The sequence below is a fragment of the Streptomyces sp. NBC_01498 genome, from assembly GCF_036327775.1.
GTDB lineage: Bacteria > Actinomycetota > Actinomycetes > Streptomycetales > Streptomycetaceae > Streptomyces.
The window spans coordinates 4,652,602-4,668,620 of the sequence record NZ_CP109598.1 but is presented as its reverse complement, the minus strand read 5'-3'; the positions used below and the strand labels follow the sequence as shown (position 1 = coordinate 4,668,620).

Below are 16,019 nucleotides of genomic sequence, written 5' to 3'. Positions count from 1 at the left end.
GACGGACGCGTGGCCGAGGACGACCGGCTCCCCGGACGGCGCCCTGTGTCCGACATCACCGGGTGCGGCGGCGGCCGAACTCCCGGTCCGGGCACGGCGAAGGCCCCGCCGCGTGATCGCAGCGGGGCCTTCGCCTCACATGGGAATTGTGGAGATGGCGGGAATCGAACCCGCGTCCAACGGTGCGGAACCAGGGCTTCTCCGAGTGCAGTCCGCTACGTTTTTACTCGGCCCCGGAGGTCACACGGACAAGCCTCCGACAGGCCCAGTCACTGTTTGATTTCCCACCGTGTCCCGTGACCGGACGCGATGGTTTAGTTCCCTAGTTGATGCCAGGATCCGGGTCGGGAACAGCCCCGGGCTGACACTCCACGGAGTCTTCGCTAGCTGCTAATTAAGCAGCGAGAGCGAAGGTGGAGGAATCGCGCTTGGAATTGGCGATTATTGTTTGCGACATATGGTTAACGAGATCATTGCCGCTTCCTCGACTCGCTTCCCCTGCCTCGACATCCGCTGTCGAAACCGATCATCCCCATGTTGATTTTTCAAACGCCGTCCCTGCTGTGCGGGACTTCCCCCATGGTACGTGACCGATGAGGGGCGGGGCCACCTTATTCCGCCCGCCGGGCGATCAGGCCCGCTGACGGCGGCGTACGGCCGAGACCGCCCGCTCCGTTTCCCGCCGGTCCTGCTTCTCGCGGAGGGTCTGGCGCTTGTCGTACTCCTTCTTGCCCTTCGCCAGCGCGATCTCGATCTTGGCCCGGCCGTCCTTGAAGTAGAGGGCCAGCGGCACGATCGTGTGACCGGACTCGTTCGACTTCTGCTCCAGCTTGTCGATCTCCAGCCGGTGCATCAGCAGCTTGCGCTTGCGGCGTGCCGAGTGGTTGGTCCAGGTGCCCTGGGCGTACTCGGGCACATGCACGTTGTGCAGCCACGCCTCGTGGTCGTCGATCTGGACGAAGCCGTCCGCCAGGGAGGCCCGTCCCTGGCGCAGGGACTTGACCTCCGTACCGGTCAGCACGAGACCGCACTCGTAGGTGTCGAGAATGAGGTAGTCGTGCCGCGCCTTCTTGTTCTGCGCGACCATCTTGCGCCCTGGGTTCTTTTCCTTTGCCATAGTGCGTTCATTTTCGCACTACGACCCGCCCCCGAGGCCACTCAATACCGTCCGGGCCCGCTCCTGGGCCCGCTCGTCCACCACCAGATCGGGTGTGATGCCCTTGTCGTCCACCTTGTGACCCGCCGGTGTGCGGTAGTGCCCGACCGTCAGCTCGGCCACGGAACCGTCCGGCAGCCGGCTCGGCATCTGCACGGAGCCCTTGCCGAAGGTGGGCGAACCGACCGTGATCGCCCGGCCCCGGTCCTGGAGGGCGCCGGTGACCAGCTCGGCGGCGCTCATCGTGCCGCCGTCGACCAGCGCGACCAGGGGCCGCTCGGTGTCGCCGCCCGGGTCCGCGTACAGGGCGCGCTGCTCGCCGCGTATGTCGTACGTGGCGACCAGGCCGCCGTCGAGGAAGGCGGAGGCCGCCTGGACGGCCTCGGTGACCAGCCCGCCCGCGTTCCCCCGGAGGTCGAGCAGGACGCCGGCGCCCCGGGGGGCCTCCAGGACGGCGTCCCTGATCTGCTTGCCGCTGCCCTTGGTGAAGGCGGCGACCTTGATCACGAGCGCGCCCTGGGCGTCGGTCCGCAGGATGACGGCGTCCGTACTGAGGCTGGCGCGGCGCAGGGTCTCGGTCCACTCGCGGGCGCCGCGGGTGAGACCGAGCACCACGGTGCTGCCCTCGGAGGCGTACCCGGCCCGGCCGGTCGCCCCGTGCGCACCGTCCCCGCGCAGCAGCGCGACGACCTCGGTCACGGGTCGGCGGCCCACCGGCCGGCCGTCGATCGTACGGAGGATGTCACCGGCCCGGATCCCGGCGCGGGCGGCGGGCCCGCCGGGCTGCACCCGGCTCGCCGCGATCCGGCCGTCGGCCAGCCGCTTGGCGGAGAGACCGACCCCGGTGTACTTGCCGTCCAGCGCCCGCTCGAACTCCGCGTACTCACCCTTGTCGTAGACGGCGCCCCAGCGGTCACCGCTGCGGCTGACGACGTCCTCGGCGGCCTCGGTGGCGGACTTCCCGTCGGCCATGGCCTCGGCGGCGGCCCGTGCGACCTCGTCCCGGTCGGCGGTGGAGGCGACGGAACGGGTGCTTATCCGGGCGGCCTCCTCCTCGGCGCGCGGCAGCGAGTCGGTGGCCGCGGCCGTGGCGAGCACGCTCGCGAAGAGCAGGGTCAGGGCCGCCCCGCGGTAGAGCCCGTGGGGTTTGAGGTGATTTTCGTGGCCCGGCATGGCGACGAGTCTAGGACAACCCCCGGCGCCGCAACGCGGCTTGGCGAGACGACGCCAGGGGCGATCATCACACCTTGAGGTACTTGCGCAGCGCGACCGAAGCGGCAACGGCCGGCATGAGGAGACCGATCACCAGCACCAGCGGGAGGATCGCCAGCACGGCGTCCCAGCCGATGAAGTTGACCAGTTGCATCTTCTCCTCCAGCGCGATCCCGCCGTCAATGAGGAAGTAACGCCCGGCGAGGAGAAGGACACAGGCGACGAGCCCGCCGATCAGCCCGGCGAACGCGGCCTCCATGATGAACGGCATCTGGATGTAGAAGCTCGACGCGCCCACCAGCCGCATGATGCCGGTCTCCCGCCGTCTGCTGAACGCGGACACCCGGACGGTGTTCACGATCAGCATCAGGGCGATGACCAGCATCAGCGCCATGACCCCGAGTGCGGCGACGTTCATGCCCTGCATCAGGTTGAACAGGTTCTCCAGGATGTTGCGCTGGTCCGCGACGGACTGCACCCCGTCCCGGCCCTCGAAGGCGGTGGCCACCACCTTGTACTTCTCCGGGTCCTTGAGCTTGACCCGCAGCGACTCCTGCATCTGGTCCGGGGTGATCATCCCGGCGATGGGGGTCTCGCCGTACTGCTCGCGGTAGTGCTTGTACGCCTCGTCGGACGACTCGTGGAAGACGCTCTCGACGATGTCCATCTTCTTGAGGTCGCCCTCGATGGACTTGCGCTGGTCCGCGGTGACCGGGCCCTTCGCGCACTTCTCGGTGGTCTCGGCGTCACCCTTGTTGCAGAGGAAGATCGAGACGTTGACCTTGTCGTACCAGAAGTCCTTCATCACGCTGACCTGCTCGCGCATGAGCAGCGCGCCGCCGAACAGAGCGAGCGACAGGGCTACGGAAATGATGACGGCGAACGTCATCGTCAGATTTCGGCGGAGACCGACGCCGATCTCCGACAGGACGAACTGGGCGCGCATGGCGTCCTTTCAGCTTTCGATGCTCTTCGCGTTGCTCAGTGCTGGTAGCCGTAGACGCCTCGCGCCTGGTCTCGCACGAGACGGCCCTTTTCGAGCTCGATCACACGCTTGCGCATCTGGTCGACGATGTTCTGGTCGTGCGTCGCCATCACGACAGTCGTGCCGGTGCGGTTGATGCGGTCCAGCAGCTTCATGATGCCGACGGAGGTCTGGGGGTCGAGGTTGCCCGTCGGCTCGTCCGCGATCAGCAGCATGGGACGGTTGACGAATGCACGGGCGATCGCGACGCGTTGCTGCTCACCGCCGGAAAGTTCACCGGGCATCCGGTCCTCCTTGCCGCCCAGCCCGACGAGGTCGAGGACCTGGGGGACGGATTTACGGGTCTCGCCGCGGGACTTGCCGATGACCTCCTGCGCGAACGCGACGTTCTGCGCGACGGTCTTGTTCGGCAGCAGACGGAAGTCCTGGAAGACCGTGCCGAGTTGGCGGCGCATGCTCGGCACCTTCCAGTTCGACAGCCGGGCGAGGTCCTTGCCGAGGACGTGCACCATGCCGTGGCTGGCGCGCTCCTCACGCAGGACGAGGCGCAGGAAGGTCGACTTGCCGGACCCCGAGGAGCCCACCAGGAAGACGAACTCGCCCTTCTCGATCTCCAGGGAGACGTCACGCAGGGCGGGTCGGTTCTGCTTCGGATAGGTCTTGGAGACGTTGTCGAATCGGATCACGGGTGCACCACGGTCGGCCGGGAGTAGGTGAGCGAGACCTTACGCGAACCGGCGCGGACCGCGCAGTCGGCCACAGGGGTTGGTCCGGGCTTGGGCGATTTATCACGGATGCACGGCGCGCGCCACCCGGAAGGCGCCGGGAGTCCTCCGACGGGGCGCGCCGAATCGGGCGGGAGCTGGCAGAGTGGGAGGGGGAACGGCCGCAGCCGCGGAACGGCGGCGGCGTTCCCGGAACGTCGGGGTTCCCCGGATCGTTGAGGGCGGAGACAGTGCCCGCGACCCCGCGGCGCGGGAGGAGGAGAGCGCATGACCTTTGACCGACTGGTGTGCGCCAACTGCGCCGGGCCCGTCAGCGAGGGCCGGTGCCAGGTCTGCCGGGCGAACCGGCAGCGGCTGGAGCAGCAGGGCCCGCTCGGCCCGCTGAGCCCGATGGCGCTGCTGACCCTGCTGCTGGTGCTGATAGCGGCGGTGACGCTGGTGGCCGTGGGCCATCAGACGGCCTGATTCCGGACGACAGGCCCCGGCGGCAGCCGGAGACAGCGGGAAGGGCCCGGACACCTCGTGGTGTCCGGGCCCTTCCGTGCGTACGTGGTGCCTGGGGCGGATGCCTCAGGCGGCGGTGGCGCGGCCGCTCACCAGACGCGGGAGCATCCGGAAGCCGATACCACCGGCGATCATGGTCGCGGCGCCGAGCAGCAGGAAGGTGGTCTCGGCGGCGCCGGTCTCCGCCAGCTCCTCCTTGGCCTCGCCCTGCTGGACGGGCTGCGAGCCGGCGTTGTCGGTGTCCGTGCCGGTGCCGGGGGTGGTCCCGCCGGTCTGGCCCTCGTCGGTGCCGCCGCTCTGGCCCTCGGTGGCGCCGCCGGAGCTGGTGCCGCCGTCGGTGCCCTCGGAAGTGCTGCCGCCGTCCGTCGTGCCGCCGTCGGTCGTGCCACCGTCCGTGGTGCCACCGTCGGTGGTCCCGCCGTCGGTGGTGCCGCCGTCGGTGGTGCCACCGTCCGTCGTGCCGCCGTCGGTCGTGCCGCCGTCGGTGGTGCCACCGTCCGTCGTACCACCGTCGGTCGTGCCGCCGTCGGTGGTGCCACCGTCCGTCGTGCCGCCGTCGGTCGTGCCACCGTCCGTCGTACCACCGTCAGTGGTCCCGCCGTCCGTCGTGCCGCCGTCGGTCGTGCCACCGTCCGTGGTGCCGACGGTGGTGTTGCCGCCGTCCGCGCCGTCGGTGGTGCCGCCGTCGGTCGAACCGACGGTGGCGCTCCCGCCGTCCGCGCCGGAGGTGTCACCGTCGTCGACCGCGACAGCGACGCCGAGACCGGCGACGCCGACCTCGATGCCGACGGCGGAAGCGGCGCCCGCGGCGGTCAGCGAAGCACCGGCGGCGATCACGGCGCCGGCGGCGATCCGCGCTACGCGTATCCGCGTCTTCTTGGTCATGTGCTTGCTACCCCCAGTAGCTGATCGTGAGTGGTGCAGCGTCCGGGGCCGGTCGGCAGCGGGGTCCGTGTGCGCAGGTCCCCCGATCACACGCGCCCCAGAAATTACGCATGCCACGCGCCAGACTTCCGACTTTTCAAATGAGCGTCAAGGCCGTTGCGCGCGTGATGCCCGGAATGAAGCCAGTTGTCCGTCGGGTGCGGGGTAACTGTGACATAAACGGGAACTGCCGCCTCCAGCAAGGCAGTTACCTTGTCGACAAAGCGAGTCCCTTTCGGGGGGCGGCGGTTGAACTGGCGACCGAGGTCGGAGCCCCGGCCCAGGGGCCTCAAGTTCCTTGCGACAGAGGGGACTTGGCGCCGCCGACGGAGGGTGCTCAGCGCTCCTGCTGCTTGCGCCACCGGATGCCGGCCTCAAGGAAGCCGTCGATCTCGCCGTCGAGCACGCCCTGCGGGTTGCCGACCTCGAAGTCCGTACGGAGGTCCTTGACCATCTGGTAGGGGTGCAGGACGTACGAACGCATCTGGTTGCCCCAGGAGTTGCCGCCGTCGCCCTTGAGGGCGTCCATCTTGGCCTGCTCCTCCTGGCGGCGGCGTTCCAGCAGTTTCGCCTGGAGGACGTTCATGGCGCTGGCCTTGTTCTGGATCTGCGAGCGCTCGTTCTGGCAGGAGACGACGATGCCGGTGGGGAGGTGGGTGATCCGGACCGCGGAGTCCGTGGTGTTGACGCCCTGGCCGCCGGGGCCCGACGCGCGGTAGACGTCCACGCGCAGCTCGGTCTCGTCGATCTCGACGTGGTCGCTGGACTCCACGACCGGCAGTACCTCGACGCCCGCGAACGAGGTCTGGCGCCGCCCCTGGTTGTCGAACGGCGAGATGCGGACCAGCCGGTGGGTGCCCTGCTCGACGGAGAGCGTGCCGTACGCGTACGGCGCCTTCACGACGAAGGTGGTCGACTTGATGCCGGCCTCCTCCGCGTACGAGGTCTCGTAGATCTCGGTCGGGTAGTTGTGCCGCTCGGCCCAGCGGACGTACATGCGCTGGAGCTGCTCGGCGAAGTCCGCCGCGTCGACGCCGCCGGCCTCGGCCCGGATGTTGACGAGCGCCTGGCGCTCGTCGTACTCGCCGGACAGGAGGGTGCGGACCTCCATCTCGTCGAGCGCCTTCTTCACGGAGGTCAGCTCGGCCTCGGCCTCGGTGCGGGCGTCGGCGTCGCCCTCGCTCTCGGCCAGTTCGAAGAGCACCTCGACGTCGTCGATCCGGCCCCGGAGCGCCTCGGTCTTGCGCAGCTCGGCCTGGAGGTGCGACAGCTTGCTGGTGATCTTCTGCGCGGCATCGGGATCGTCCCAGAGGGACGGGGCCGCGGCCTGGTCCTCCAGGACGGCGATCTCGGTCCTCATCCTGTCGAGGTCGAGGACGGCCTCGATCGACCCCATGGTCGCGGAGAGGGACTTCAGCTCTTCGGATACATCGACGACTGCCACGGGCCCAGCCTAACGGCTGGCGGCCGGAACCCCGCCGCCGCTCCCTCGGGAGTCCGCCGTACCCGGGGCGGGCACGGCGGACGGGGCTCCTTCGTGGAAGCCTGGCGGCCCACGCGGGGCCGGGACGTGAGCGGCGTGCGCCGCGCGGGGCCGGGGCGCGGGCGCCGGGCCGGCCGCGTGGGCACCGTCCTACGGAACCAGGGGTGACGACCGCGTCGTGCCGCCGGAGTCGGGTTCCGCGCCGTCGCTGCTCGCCGCGAGCCAGCCGCCGACGCCGAGGACGGCGAGCAGCAGGACGGCCGTGACGCCGACCGTGATCCGGCGCTTGCGCACCGCCTCCGCCTTGTGCCGGGCCGAGCCGGGTCTGCGCTGGCCGGCCGCGCGCGGGGCCCTGGCCGTGCCGCGCGCCCCGCCCGCCAGTTCGTCGGGGGCCGGGACCCGCATGCTCGTGTGGGTGTCGCGGTTGGAGTCGGGGGCCGCTCCGGGGACCAGCGGGACGGCGCCCCGGCGGCGGGGCCGTTCGGCCTCCGGCGGGCGGGCGCCGTCGGCGTCGCCGTACGGCCGTTCCTCCTCGGTGACCTCGGCGTCGGGCTCGTCCACCTCCAGGGAGGGGATGCCGGCGAGCTGCGGGAGCTGTTCGCGGAGCCGGGCGGCCAGTTCGGAGGCGCGCAGCCGGGAGGCCGGGGCCTTGGCGAGGCACTGGACGAGGAGCTGCCACAGCTCGTCGGGGATGCCGGGCAGCGGCACGACGGTCTCGGTGACATGGCGGCGCAGGACGGCTCCGGGATGGCCGCCGCCGAAGGGCGTGAAGCCGGCGAGGAGCTCGTACAGGACCGTCGCGAGCGCGTAGATGTCGACGGCGGCGCGCGGTGGGAGGCCCTCCACGATCTCGGGCGCCAGATAGTCGGGGGTGCCGATGATCCTGGTCGCCTTCGTACGGCGGGGGGTGTCGATCAGCTTGGCGACGCCGAAGTCGGTGAGCAGCGCGGGGTGGGAGCCGCCGGGACCGAGCGGGCCCTCCATGTCGAGCAGGATGTTCTCGGGCTTGACGTCGCGGTGGACGACACCGGCGGCGTGCGCGGCGGCGAGGCCGTCGGCGACGTCCGCGACGACGGCGACCGCGGCCTCGGGGGCGAGCCGGCGTTCGCGGTCGAGGCGGGTGCGCAGGTCGGTGCCGCGCACCAGGTCCATCACGAGCGCCAGGTCGTTGCCGTCCACGACGAGGTCGCGGACGGCGACCACGCGCGGGTGGTCGAGTCCGAGCAGCGCGGTGCGTTCCTGCACGAAGCGCCCGACCAGTTCCTGGTCGGAGGCGAGGTCCTCGCGCAACAGCTTGATGGCGACGGGCCCTTCGGGTCCCTCGCCGAGCCACACCGTGCCGGCGCTGCCCCGTCCCAGGATCTGGTGGGCGGTGTACCGGCTGCCGATTTTCCGTGCCAAGACTGCTCCCTCAGCGGCTGGCTTTGCCCCGTCAACGTACGCGGGTGTCGGGGGGTTCACTGCCCGGTACCGCGTCGACGTTCACTTCTGCGGGGGAATTGACCGCGCGGGTATCGACAAAGCGACAGAGTCGGGGGTGTCGGAGGGCCGCGCGGGCGGCACCGGCGGGAAGTCCCGCCGGTGCCGGATCAGTTGGTGCCCGAGCCGGAGCCGGGGGTGGACGCGGGGTCCGTACCGCCGAACTCCGAGACCCAGTCGGACACCGTGTTGTAGGCGTCCTTGATGGCTTCCCAGTAGCTCTGGCCCTGGCCGATCCAGCTCTGGAGCGGGGTCAGCTCCCAGATGAGCCAGCCGGCGACGAAGAGCAGGAGCAGCGTGAACAGACAGCCCTTGAGGCAGCCGAGGCCGGGGATGCGCATCGGGTTGGCGCTGCGCTGGCGTGGCTGCCGGGGCTGGCGCGGCGCGGGTGGCGCCGGCTGCTGGGGCGGCGGCTGCGGCGGCGAGTACCGCTGTTGCTGCTGGGCCGGCGGCGAGTAGCGCTGCTGCTGGGGCTGGTGCTGCTGGGACGGGTAGGGCTGGGGGGCCGGCGGCTGCTGCCGCTGCTGGGGCGGCGGGGGCTGGCGGCGCTGGGCTCCCTGGCCGCCCTGGCCCTGGGGTCGCTGGGGCCTGCGGCGGAGCGGGTCCTGGCTCGGGTCGAGGTACTGGACCTGGGTCTGTTCGTTGCGGTCGCGCGCGGCCCTGAGCTGGTTCTGCCAGGGGTGCGGGTCCTCGGGGCGCGCTCCGCCGTCGGGGCCGGAACCGGGTCCGCCGGCGCCGACCGGCAGGACCGACGTGGCGTCGGCGGAACCCGGCGGGCTGGTCGGCAGGACGCTGGTCGCGGCGCCGGGGTCGTACGACCCGGCGTTGCTCGGCAGGACCTGGGTCGGGTCGGCGGCGCCGGGCTGGTCGGGCACGGCGGTGGGCGAGGGGTCCGGCGCCAGCAGGGCGCCCACCCCCATCGCGGCGTTGACCTGGGCGGAGTTGGCGTGGACGCCGATCCCGGAGGCGACGGTGCGCAGCGCGCGGGCGAGGTTGACCGCGCTGGGCCGCTCGTTGGGCTCCTTGCGGAGGCAGCGCTCGATGACCGTCCACAGCGGGTCGGGGACGGTGGAGGGGCGGCGGGGCTCCTCGCTGAGGTGGCGCTGGAGCACTTCGAGGGCCGTACCGCCCGCGAACGGCGGGCGGCCGGTGACCAGCTCGTACATCAGGATGCCGGCGCCGTAGATGTCGACGGCGGAGGTCTGCGGGCGGCCCTCGGCCGACTCCGGCGCGACGTACGCGGGCGTGCCGACGAACTCGTGGGTGCGGGTGAGCCCCGGGGAGTCGGCGAGCCGGGCGATACCGAAGTCGGTGAGCATCGGGTGCAGCCGGTCGCCGTCGTCCTTGAGGAGGACGTTGGCGGGCTTCAGGTCGCGGTGGACGACGCCGTCGGCGTGGCTGGCGGCCAGCGCGTCCGCGATCTGGGCGGTGAGCAGGGAGGCGGCGACGGGGCTGAAGGGGCCGTTCTGCCGCAGGTAGTGGTGCAGGTCGGGGCCCTGGACCAGGTCCATGACGAGGGCGAGGAGATCGCCCTCCACGACCAGGTCACGGGTCCGGACGATGTTGGGGTGGGTCAGGCGGAGCAGGACGGAGCGCTCGCGGAGGAAGCGCATCACGACGTCCGCGTCGTTCGCCAGCTCCTCCTTGAGGACCTTGATCGCGACGGTCTCGCCGGGCTGCCCGGCCACCGCGGCCTCGGCGCCGGCGGTCTCCCGCTGACGGGCGCGCCAGACGGTGCCTGTGGCGCCGCGCCCGATGGGCTCCTCCAGGAGGTACTTGCTGCCTACCGGCCGCACGTCATGCGCTCCCTGCTGCTGGTGGTCCTTGCACGGTCCCGGGGCCGCCCCGGTGTCCGACCCACTGTAGAGGTCCCGGCCGGTTTCCCGTCGCGGTCGTGTTCGAGAGGAAGACGCGCGGTTCGTCCCGGCGGTTGCCCGTCACGGGTACCCGCCGGGACCACGGTTGACCCCAACACGCCCACAACCACGCACTTTTGCACCCACAGTCGACCATTCAAGATCACTTGCTCCTGGTCCGTGGACGGATTGTCCGTGGCAGATGCGAAGATGCCATCCAGCACTCGATGTGTGGGGTCGTTCGCTCACCGTCCGTGCCGACCTGTACCGGACGAGGTGTCGGTGCCGGGTGGGGGGATTCACACAGGGCAGCACCCCTGCCGGGCACCCCGCGCAGAAGGGACCGCCGACGGCGATGCAGATCCGGCTGACCGTCCTCGCGCCGCGCAGCGGCCATCCCGTGGGGCGCGCGTGCGACGTGCTCGTCACCGCCCCGGCGGGGACGGCGCTCGCCACCGTCGCCTCCGGTCTGGCCTCGGCCGCCGCCGGGCCCGACGTCCCGGGCACCGTCGTGCTGTACGCGGGGCGGGAGCGGCTGGACGCGCAGCGCCGCACGCTGGGCGAGCCGCCGCTGGTGGACGGCGCCGTGCTCTCCCTCCAGGTTCCCGGCGAGGACGACGCGCCCGCCGACGACGTCCCGGCGCAGCTCCATGTGGTCGCGGGGCCGGACGCGGGCGGCGTGCATCTGCTGCACGGCGGACAGATCCGGATCGGCCGGTCGGCGGACGCGGACGTACCGCTGGACGATCCGGACGTCTCACGGCTGCACTGCGCGGTGACGGTGTCCGAGGACGGCCGGGTGTCGGTGGCGGACCTGGATTCCACGAACGGCACGACGCTCGAGGGCGGCCGGGTCGGGTCCCGGCCGGTGCCGCTGCCGCCGGGCGCGCTGCTGCGGCTGGGCGAGTCCGCGCTGCGGCTCACCTCCGGCGGCGGTATGCCGGCGCTGACGGCCACCCCGGACGGGGAGGGGCATCTGCGGGTCGGCCGCGCGGAAGCCGGGCGGGCCGGGGGCGAGGACGCCGGGGCAAGGCTGTCCCGCGACCGGCCGGCGGTGTCGGGGACGTACGGCGGCCCGCGCTCGGGCCCGGACGCGGGGAGCGCCCCGGGAGGGCGGACCGTGCACGCGTACGGCCACGAGGGCCCCGCCGTCACCCCGCGCGTGCCCGATCCGCGCGGCACGCGCTCGGAGGCCGACACCCGGTACGGCGACGCGCTGTACGTGCCGCAGCCCGGCGCGGGCGGCGGGCGCCCCGCGCACGACCGCACGGAGAGCGAGACGACGCACGGCGCGGCGGACGACGGCCCGCAGGGGCACAGCCGGGCGCCCGGCTCCCGCCGTCAGGGCACGCCCACGCGCGGCACGGAGCTGCCGGAGGGCCCCGGCAGACGGCGCGGCATAGGCGCCTGGGCGCGGCGGCTGGCCGGAACGCGGGACGAGGAGTTCCCCGGTGACGAGGAGACCCCGGTGGCCGGCGGCCACCCCGGCGCGGGCCGCGCGCCGCTGGACGAGACGTGGCCCGACCCCGCCTCCGTACTGATGACGGCGCTGGGCCCCGGCCCCCGGCTCTGGGAGCGCGGCCCCCGGCACCCGGAGTCGCTCGTCGTCCGGCTGGGCACGGCGGAGAGCGGCGGGCCGGGCGCGGCGCCCGTGGTCCCGGTGACGGTGGGTCTGCGCGAGGCCGGTTCGCTGGGCCTCGCGGGTCCCCGGGAGCGGCTGACCGGCCTCGCCCGGTCGGTCGTGGCGCAGCTCGCCGCCCTGCACTCCCCCGCCGATCTGGAGATCGTGCTGGTCAGCGCGGACCGGGCGACGGGTCTGGAGCGGCGCAAGCGGGAGTGGGGCTGGCTCGGCTGGCTGCCGCACACCCGTCCGGCGCACGGCCAGGACTGCCGGCTGCTCCTCGCGTACGACCGGGACCAGGCCGCCGCCCGGCTGGACGAGCTGACCCGCCGGCTGGACGAGGGCCCGCTGGGCACCGCGTGGGCGTCGGCGGACGACGTGTCGGTCGCGGAGTCCGCCCGGCGGTACCGGGGGCCGGTGACGCTGCTGGTCCTGGACGGCGATCCCGGCTCGGCGGCGCTGCGGGAGCGCGCGGCCCGGCTGGCGGGCGCCGGTGCGGTGGCGGGCGTGCATGTGCTGTGTCTGGCGGAGACCCCGGCGGCCTCCGCGCTGTCCCCGGTCACGGCGACGTACGAGACGGCCTGCGCCGCCTCGGTGGTCTTCCGTGAGTGCGGGGCGATGGCCGTGCTGAGCGGCGATGTGGCGACGGCGCTGCGGCTGCTCCGTGCGACGGTGGGGCAGCCCCTCGGCCAGGGCGCCCTCGCGGCGGTGGACGCGGTGTCGACGGCGTGGGCCGACCGTTTCGGCCGGGCGCTCGCGCCTCTCCGTACGGAGGCGGGCGGGGGCGCGCCGGGCCGCGGCCGGCAGGCGGCGGCGCTGCCCCGGTCGGCCCGGCTGCTGGACGAGCTGGGGCTGGCGCGGGCGACTCCCGCCTCGCTGATGGCCCGCTGGGCGTCGGCGGCGGACGGCGCGACGGCGGTGCTCGGCACGGGGCCGCACGGCCCGGTGACGGTGGATCTGGTGGAGGAGGGCCCGCATCTGCTGATCGAGGGGCCCCCGGGCAGTGGTCGTACGGAGTCGCTGCGGGCGGTCGCGGCGTCCCTGGCGGCGGGCGGGCGCCCGGACCGGCTGGGGGTGCTCCTGGTGGACGGCGCGGGCGGCGAGCGCGGCGAGGGGCTGGGGGCCTGTACGGAGCTGCCGCATGTGACGGAGCACCTGGTGGCGTCGGACCCGGTCCGGATGCGGGAGTTCGCGCGGGCGCTGGGGGCGGAGCTGAAGCGGCGCGCGGAGGTGCTGGGCAGGCTGGACTTCGCCGAGTGGCACAACCGCCGTGAGGTGGCGGAGCGCATGGTGGGCCAGCGCGCGCCGGGGCCCGCCGAGCGGGGCGGGGCGCCGCGTGAGCGGTTCGAGCAGCAGGTGTCCGGGGACGGCAGGTCCGGTGGCACCGGGCCGGGCGGCCCGGAGCGGTCACCGGCGGCCGGCGGTCCGGGCGGTGCGCAGCCGGGCGGCGTCAGGGTGCGCCAGGGCGTGTCCCGTACGCGCGGGGAGCCGGGCCCCGGCCCGCTCCTCCCCCGGCTCGTCGTCCTCGTCGACGACTACGACGCGCTGGTCGCGCCCGCGCTGGGCAGTCCGGGCCGCCCGGCGGCCGGTTCGGTGGTGCGGGCGCTGGAGGCGATCGCCCGCGACGGCGAACGGCTGGGCGTGCATCTGGTCGCCACCTCGGCCCGCCCCGACCGGACGGCGGAGACGGACCTGGCGGCCCGGACCCGGCTGCGGGCGGTGCTGGACACCCCGCTGCCCTCGCCCGGCCCGGACGATCCGCTGCCGGGCCGCGGCAGGCTGGGGCGTCCGGACGGTCAGGTGACGCCGTTCCAGGGCGGGCGGGTGACCGGGCGGATTCCGCGTACGGCGACGCTGCGGCCGACCGTCGTTCCGCTGGAGTGGGAGCGCATGGGTGATCCGCCGGCCCGAAGGCCGGTGCGTGAGCTGGGGAACGGGCCGACGGATCTGGCCCTGCTGGCGAGTGCCCTGGAGCGGGCGGCGCGTTCGGTCTCCGCGGTACCGGTCGGCCCGCTGGGACCGGTGTAGGCCCTGCCCCCGGGCCGGGCCCCGGCCCCGTTGCAGGGCCCCGATCCGCACGCCCCGCCCCGCTCCGGCCGGTCCGCCGGCGGGGCGGGGTACGCACAGGTCGCGACGCCCCCACAAGATGGACAAACCGCCCCGTAGTGCGTGCGCTTCACCCGCTCCGCCGACGCGCCCGGCGTGCGCGCCCGCCGAACGGGGCCCGCCGGGCGGGAGGTTCAGGCCAGGGCCCGGCACCCGCCGTACGGGGTCCGACGGGGCCGGCTTTCCGGACAGTGCCAGGTGTCCGGGCGGTCCGGCGGGGAAGCCGGGTGTACGGGGTGCCTTCCGGGTGTTCTCCGGGCGGCGGGACGGTGACCGAAAGCGGACATCCCGCATTCGGCGGCCGGATTGGTCCAGACCTCGGGGCCTGGCCGTGCCTTCACCTCTCTGAAATTACCCCTACGTCCGTAAACCACGTCACGAGCCCATCACGATCTTCGAATTGAAGCCCAGGACAGTATTGCGGCCTGCGGTCACGGCGCGTAGGACTTACCGCACGGGACACAGGACGGCGTCGTCGACTCGCTCGGGGCGTCGGTCCGCATGCGTAAACATGCGTCAAGATCCGCACGCGCACAGGAGAGACGGGGCAGTTATGCGTACAACTCTTAATGACCGCAAGGCATTTGGAGCAGGAGCAGGTTCACCGGCACGGGGGACGCGGGGAACACGGAGAGCGGCGGTCGCCATCGCGGTCGTCGGCGCCGTGGTGCTCACCGGATGCGGTGGCGGCGACTCCGACGACAAGGGGGACGCGGGAGCCGAGAGCAAGAAGCCCGCGACCACGGTCGAACTGCCCAAACTGGACGGCGAGAAGATCGAGGTCGCCGCCGTGTGGACCGGCCCCGAGCAGGCCAACTTCACGAAGGTCCTGGACGAGTTCGAGAAGCGGACCGGGGCGACCGTCACGTTCGTCCCCGCGCAGGACCCGATCGTCAACTTCCTCGGCACCAAGATCGCCGGCGGCAGCCCGCCGGACGTCGCGATGCTGCCGCAGGTCGGCGCCATCACCCAGGCCGTCGCGAAGAAGTGGGCCAAGCCCGCCGGGGCCGAGGCCAAGGCGCAGCTGGCGAAGAACTACAGCCAGGGCTGGCAGGACCTCGGCGCCGTGGACGGCGAGCAGTACGGCGTGTACTTCAAGGCCGCCAACAAGTCGCTGGTCTGGTACAACAACACGGCCTTCGAGAACGCGGGCGCGGCCGAGCCGAAGACCTGGAAGGACCTCCTGACGACCGCCGAGACGATCTCGGCGTCGGGCGTCACCCCGGTCTCCGTCGGCGGCGCCGACGGCTGGACCCTCACCGACTGGTTCGAGAACGTCTACCTCTCGCAGGCCGGTCCGGAGAAGTACGACCAGCTCGCCAAGCACGAGATCAAGTGGACGGACCCCTCGGTGGCCGCCGCCCTGACGACGCTCGCCGAGGTGTGGGGCAAGCCCGCCCTGGTGGCGGGCGGCGCGGACGGCGCGCTCCAGACCGAGTTCCCCGCCTCCGTCACCCAGACGTTCACCGGCGGTGACGCGCCGAAGGCCGCGATGGTCTTCTCGGCGGACTTCGCCGGTGTCAACGTGACCGAGGCCGGTGCCAAGGTCGGCACCGACGCCAAGGTCTTCCCGTTCCCGGCCGTGGGTGCCGACTCCCCCGTGGTGACCGGTGGCGACGCGGCCGTGGCGCTGACGGACAGCAAGGGCGCGCAGGCGCTGCTGACCTTCCTGGCCTCCACGGACGCCGCGCAGATCTGGGCGGAGGCGGGCGGCTTCGTCTCGCCGAACAAGTCCCTGGACGGCGCCGCGTACCCGAACGACGTGCAGCGTGACATCGCCAAGGCGCTCATCGACGCCGGTGACGACTTCCGCTTCGACATGTCGGACCAGATGCCGCAGTCGTTCGGCGGTACCCCCGGCAAGGGCGAGTGGAAGGCGCTTCAGGACTTCCTGAAGAACCCGAAGGACGTCAAGGGCGCCCAGCAGCGCCTGGAAGCGGACGCCGCCAAGGCGTACACGAGCTGACG

At 72.7% G+C, this 16,019-nt stretch carries 11 protein-coding genes and 1 other RNA gene; 3 read left to right on the top strand and 9 right to left on the bottom strand.

What is annotated here, in order from left to right:
- Nucleotides 1-146: 146 nt before the first annotated feature.
- From ssrA to ftsE, 5 genes are all read right to left on the bottom strand, one after another.
- Nucleotides 147-534, bottom strand: a transfer-messenger RNA (tmRNA) gene (ssrA, locus tag OG875_RS19950).
- Between the two features lie 97 nt (nt 535-631).
- Complete coding sequence (smpB, locus tag OG875_RS19945) at nt 632-1,117, bottom strand: SsrA-binding protein SmpB (RefSeq protein ID WP_330175575.1); 486 nt, start codon at nt 1,115-1,117, stop codon at nt 632-634.
- Between the two features lie 18 nt (nt 1,118-1,135).
- Entirely contained in the window at nt 1,136-2,329 is a 1,194-nt protein-coding gene (locus OG875_RS19940; protein ID WP_330175574.1) for a S41 family peptidase, read from the bottom strand.
- 67 nt (nt 2,330-2,396) lie between these two features.
- The gene (gene ftsX / locus OG875_RS19935) at nt 2,397-3,314 is read right to left on the bottom strand and encodes a permease-like cell division protein FtsX (RefSeq protein WP_330175573.1); all 918 of its coding nucleotides are present in this window, start codon (nt 3,312-3,314) and stop codon (nt 2,397-2,399) included.
- A gap of 35 nt (nt 3,315-3,349) precedes the next feature.
- The gene (ftsE, locus tag OG875_RS19930) at nt 3,350-4,039 is read right to left on the bottom strand and encodes a cell division ATP-binding protein FtsE (RefSeq protein ID WP_329387078.1); all 690 of its coding nucleotides are present in this window, start codon (nt 4,037-4,039) and stop codon (nt 3,350-3,352) included.
- A gap of 306 nt (nt 4,040-4,345) precedes the next feature.
- Here ftsE and OG875_RS19925 point away from each other — a divergent pair, with 306 nt between their 5' ends.
- The gene (locus OG875_RS19925) at nt 4,346-4,543 is read left to right on the top strand and encodes a hypothetical protein (protein ID WP_330175572.1); all 198 of its coding nucleotides are present in this window, start codon (nt 4,346-4,348) and stop codon (nt 4,541-4,543) included.
- Nucleotides 4,544-4,648: 105 nt separating this feature from the next.
- On the opposite strand, the gene OG875_RS19920 is transcribed toward OG875_RS19925, so the two are convergent.
- The 4 genes from OG875_RS19920 to OG875_RS19905 form a co-directional block, all read right to left on the bottom strand.
- Complete coding sequence (locus OG875_RS19920) at nt 4,649-5,467, bottom strand: hypothetical protein (protein WP_330175571.1); 819 nt, start codon at nt 5,465-5,467, stop codon at nt 4,649-4,651.
- Nucleotides 5,468-5,843: 376 nt separating this feature from the next.
- Nucleotides 5,844-6,950, bottom strand: a complete 1,107-nt coding sequence (prfB, locus tag OG875_RS19915) for a peptide chain release factor 2 (RefSeq protein WP_330175570.1) — start codon at nt 6,948-6,950, stop codon at nt 5,844-5,846.
- A gap of 189 nt (nt 6,951-7,139) precedes the next feature.
- Nucleotides 7,140-8,390, bottom strand: coding sequence for a serine/threonine-protein kinase (locus OG875_RS19910; RefSeq protein WP_330175569.1), 1,251 nt, complete (start codon nt 8,388-8,390; stop codon nt 7,140-7,142).
- Between the two features lie 188 nt (nt 8,391-8,578).
- The gene (locus OG875_RS19905) at nt 8,579-10,264 is read right to left on the bottom strand and encodes a serine/threonine-protein kinase (protein WP_330175568.1); all 1,686 of its coding nucleotides are present in this window, start codon (nt 10,262-10,264) and stop codon (nt 8,579-8,581) included.
- Nucleotides 10,265-10,679: 415 nt separating this feature from the next.
- Here OG875_RS19905 and OG875_RS19900 point away from each other — a divergent pair, with 415 nt between their 5' ends.
- The gene (locus OG875_RS19900) at nt 10,680-13,973 is read left to right on the top strand and encodes an FHA domain-containing protein (RefSeq protein ID WP_330177823.1); all 3,294 of its coding nucleotides are present in this window, start codon (nt 10,680-10,682) and stop codon (nt 13,971-13,973) included.
- Between the two features lie 631 nt (nt 13,974-14,604).
- Complete coding sequence (locus tag OG875_RS19895; protein ID WP_330175567.1) at nt 14,605-16,017, top strand: ABC transporter substrate-binding protein; 1,413 nt, start codon at nt 14,605-14,607, stop codon at nt 16,015-16,017.
- Nucleotides 16,018-16,019 lie beyond the last annotated feature (2 nt).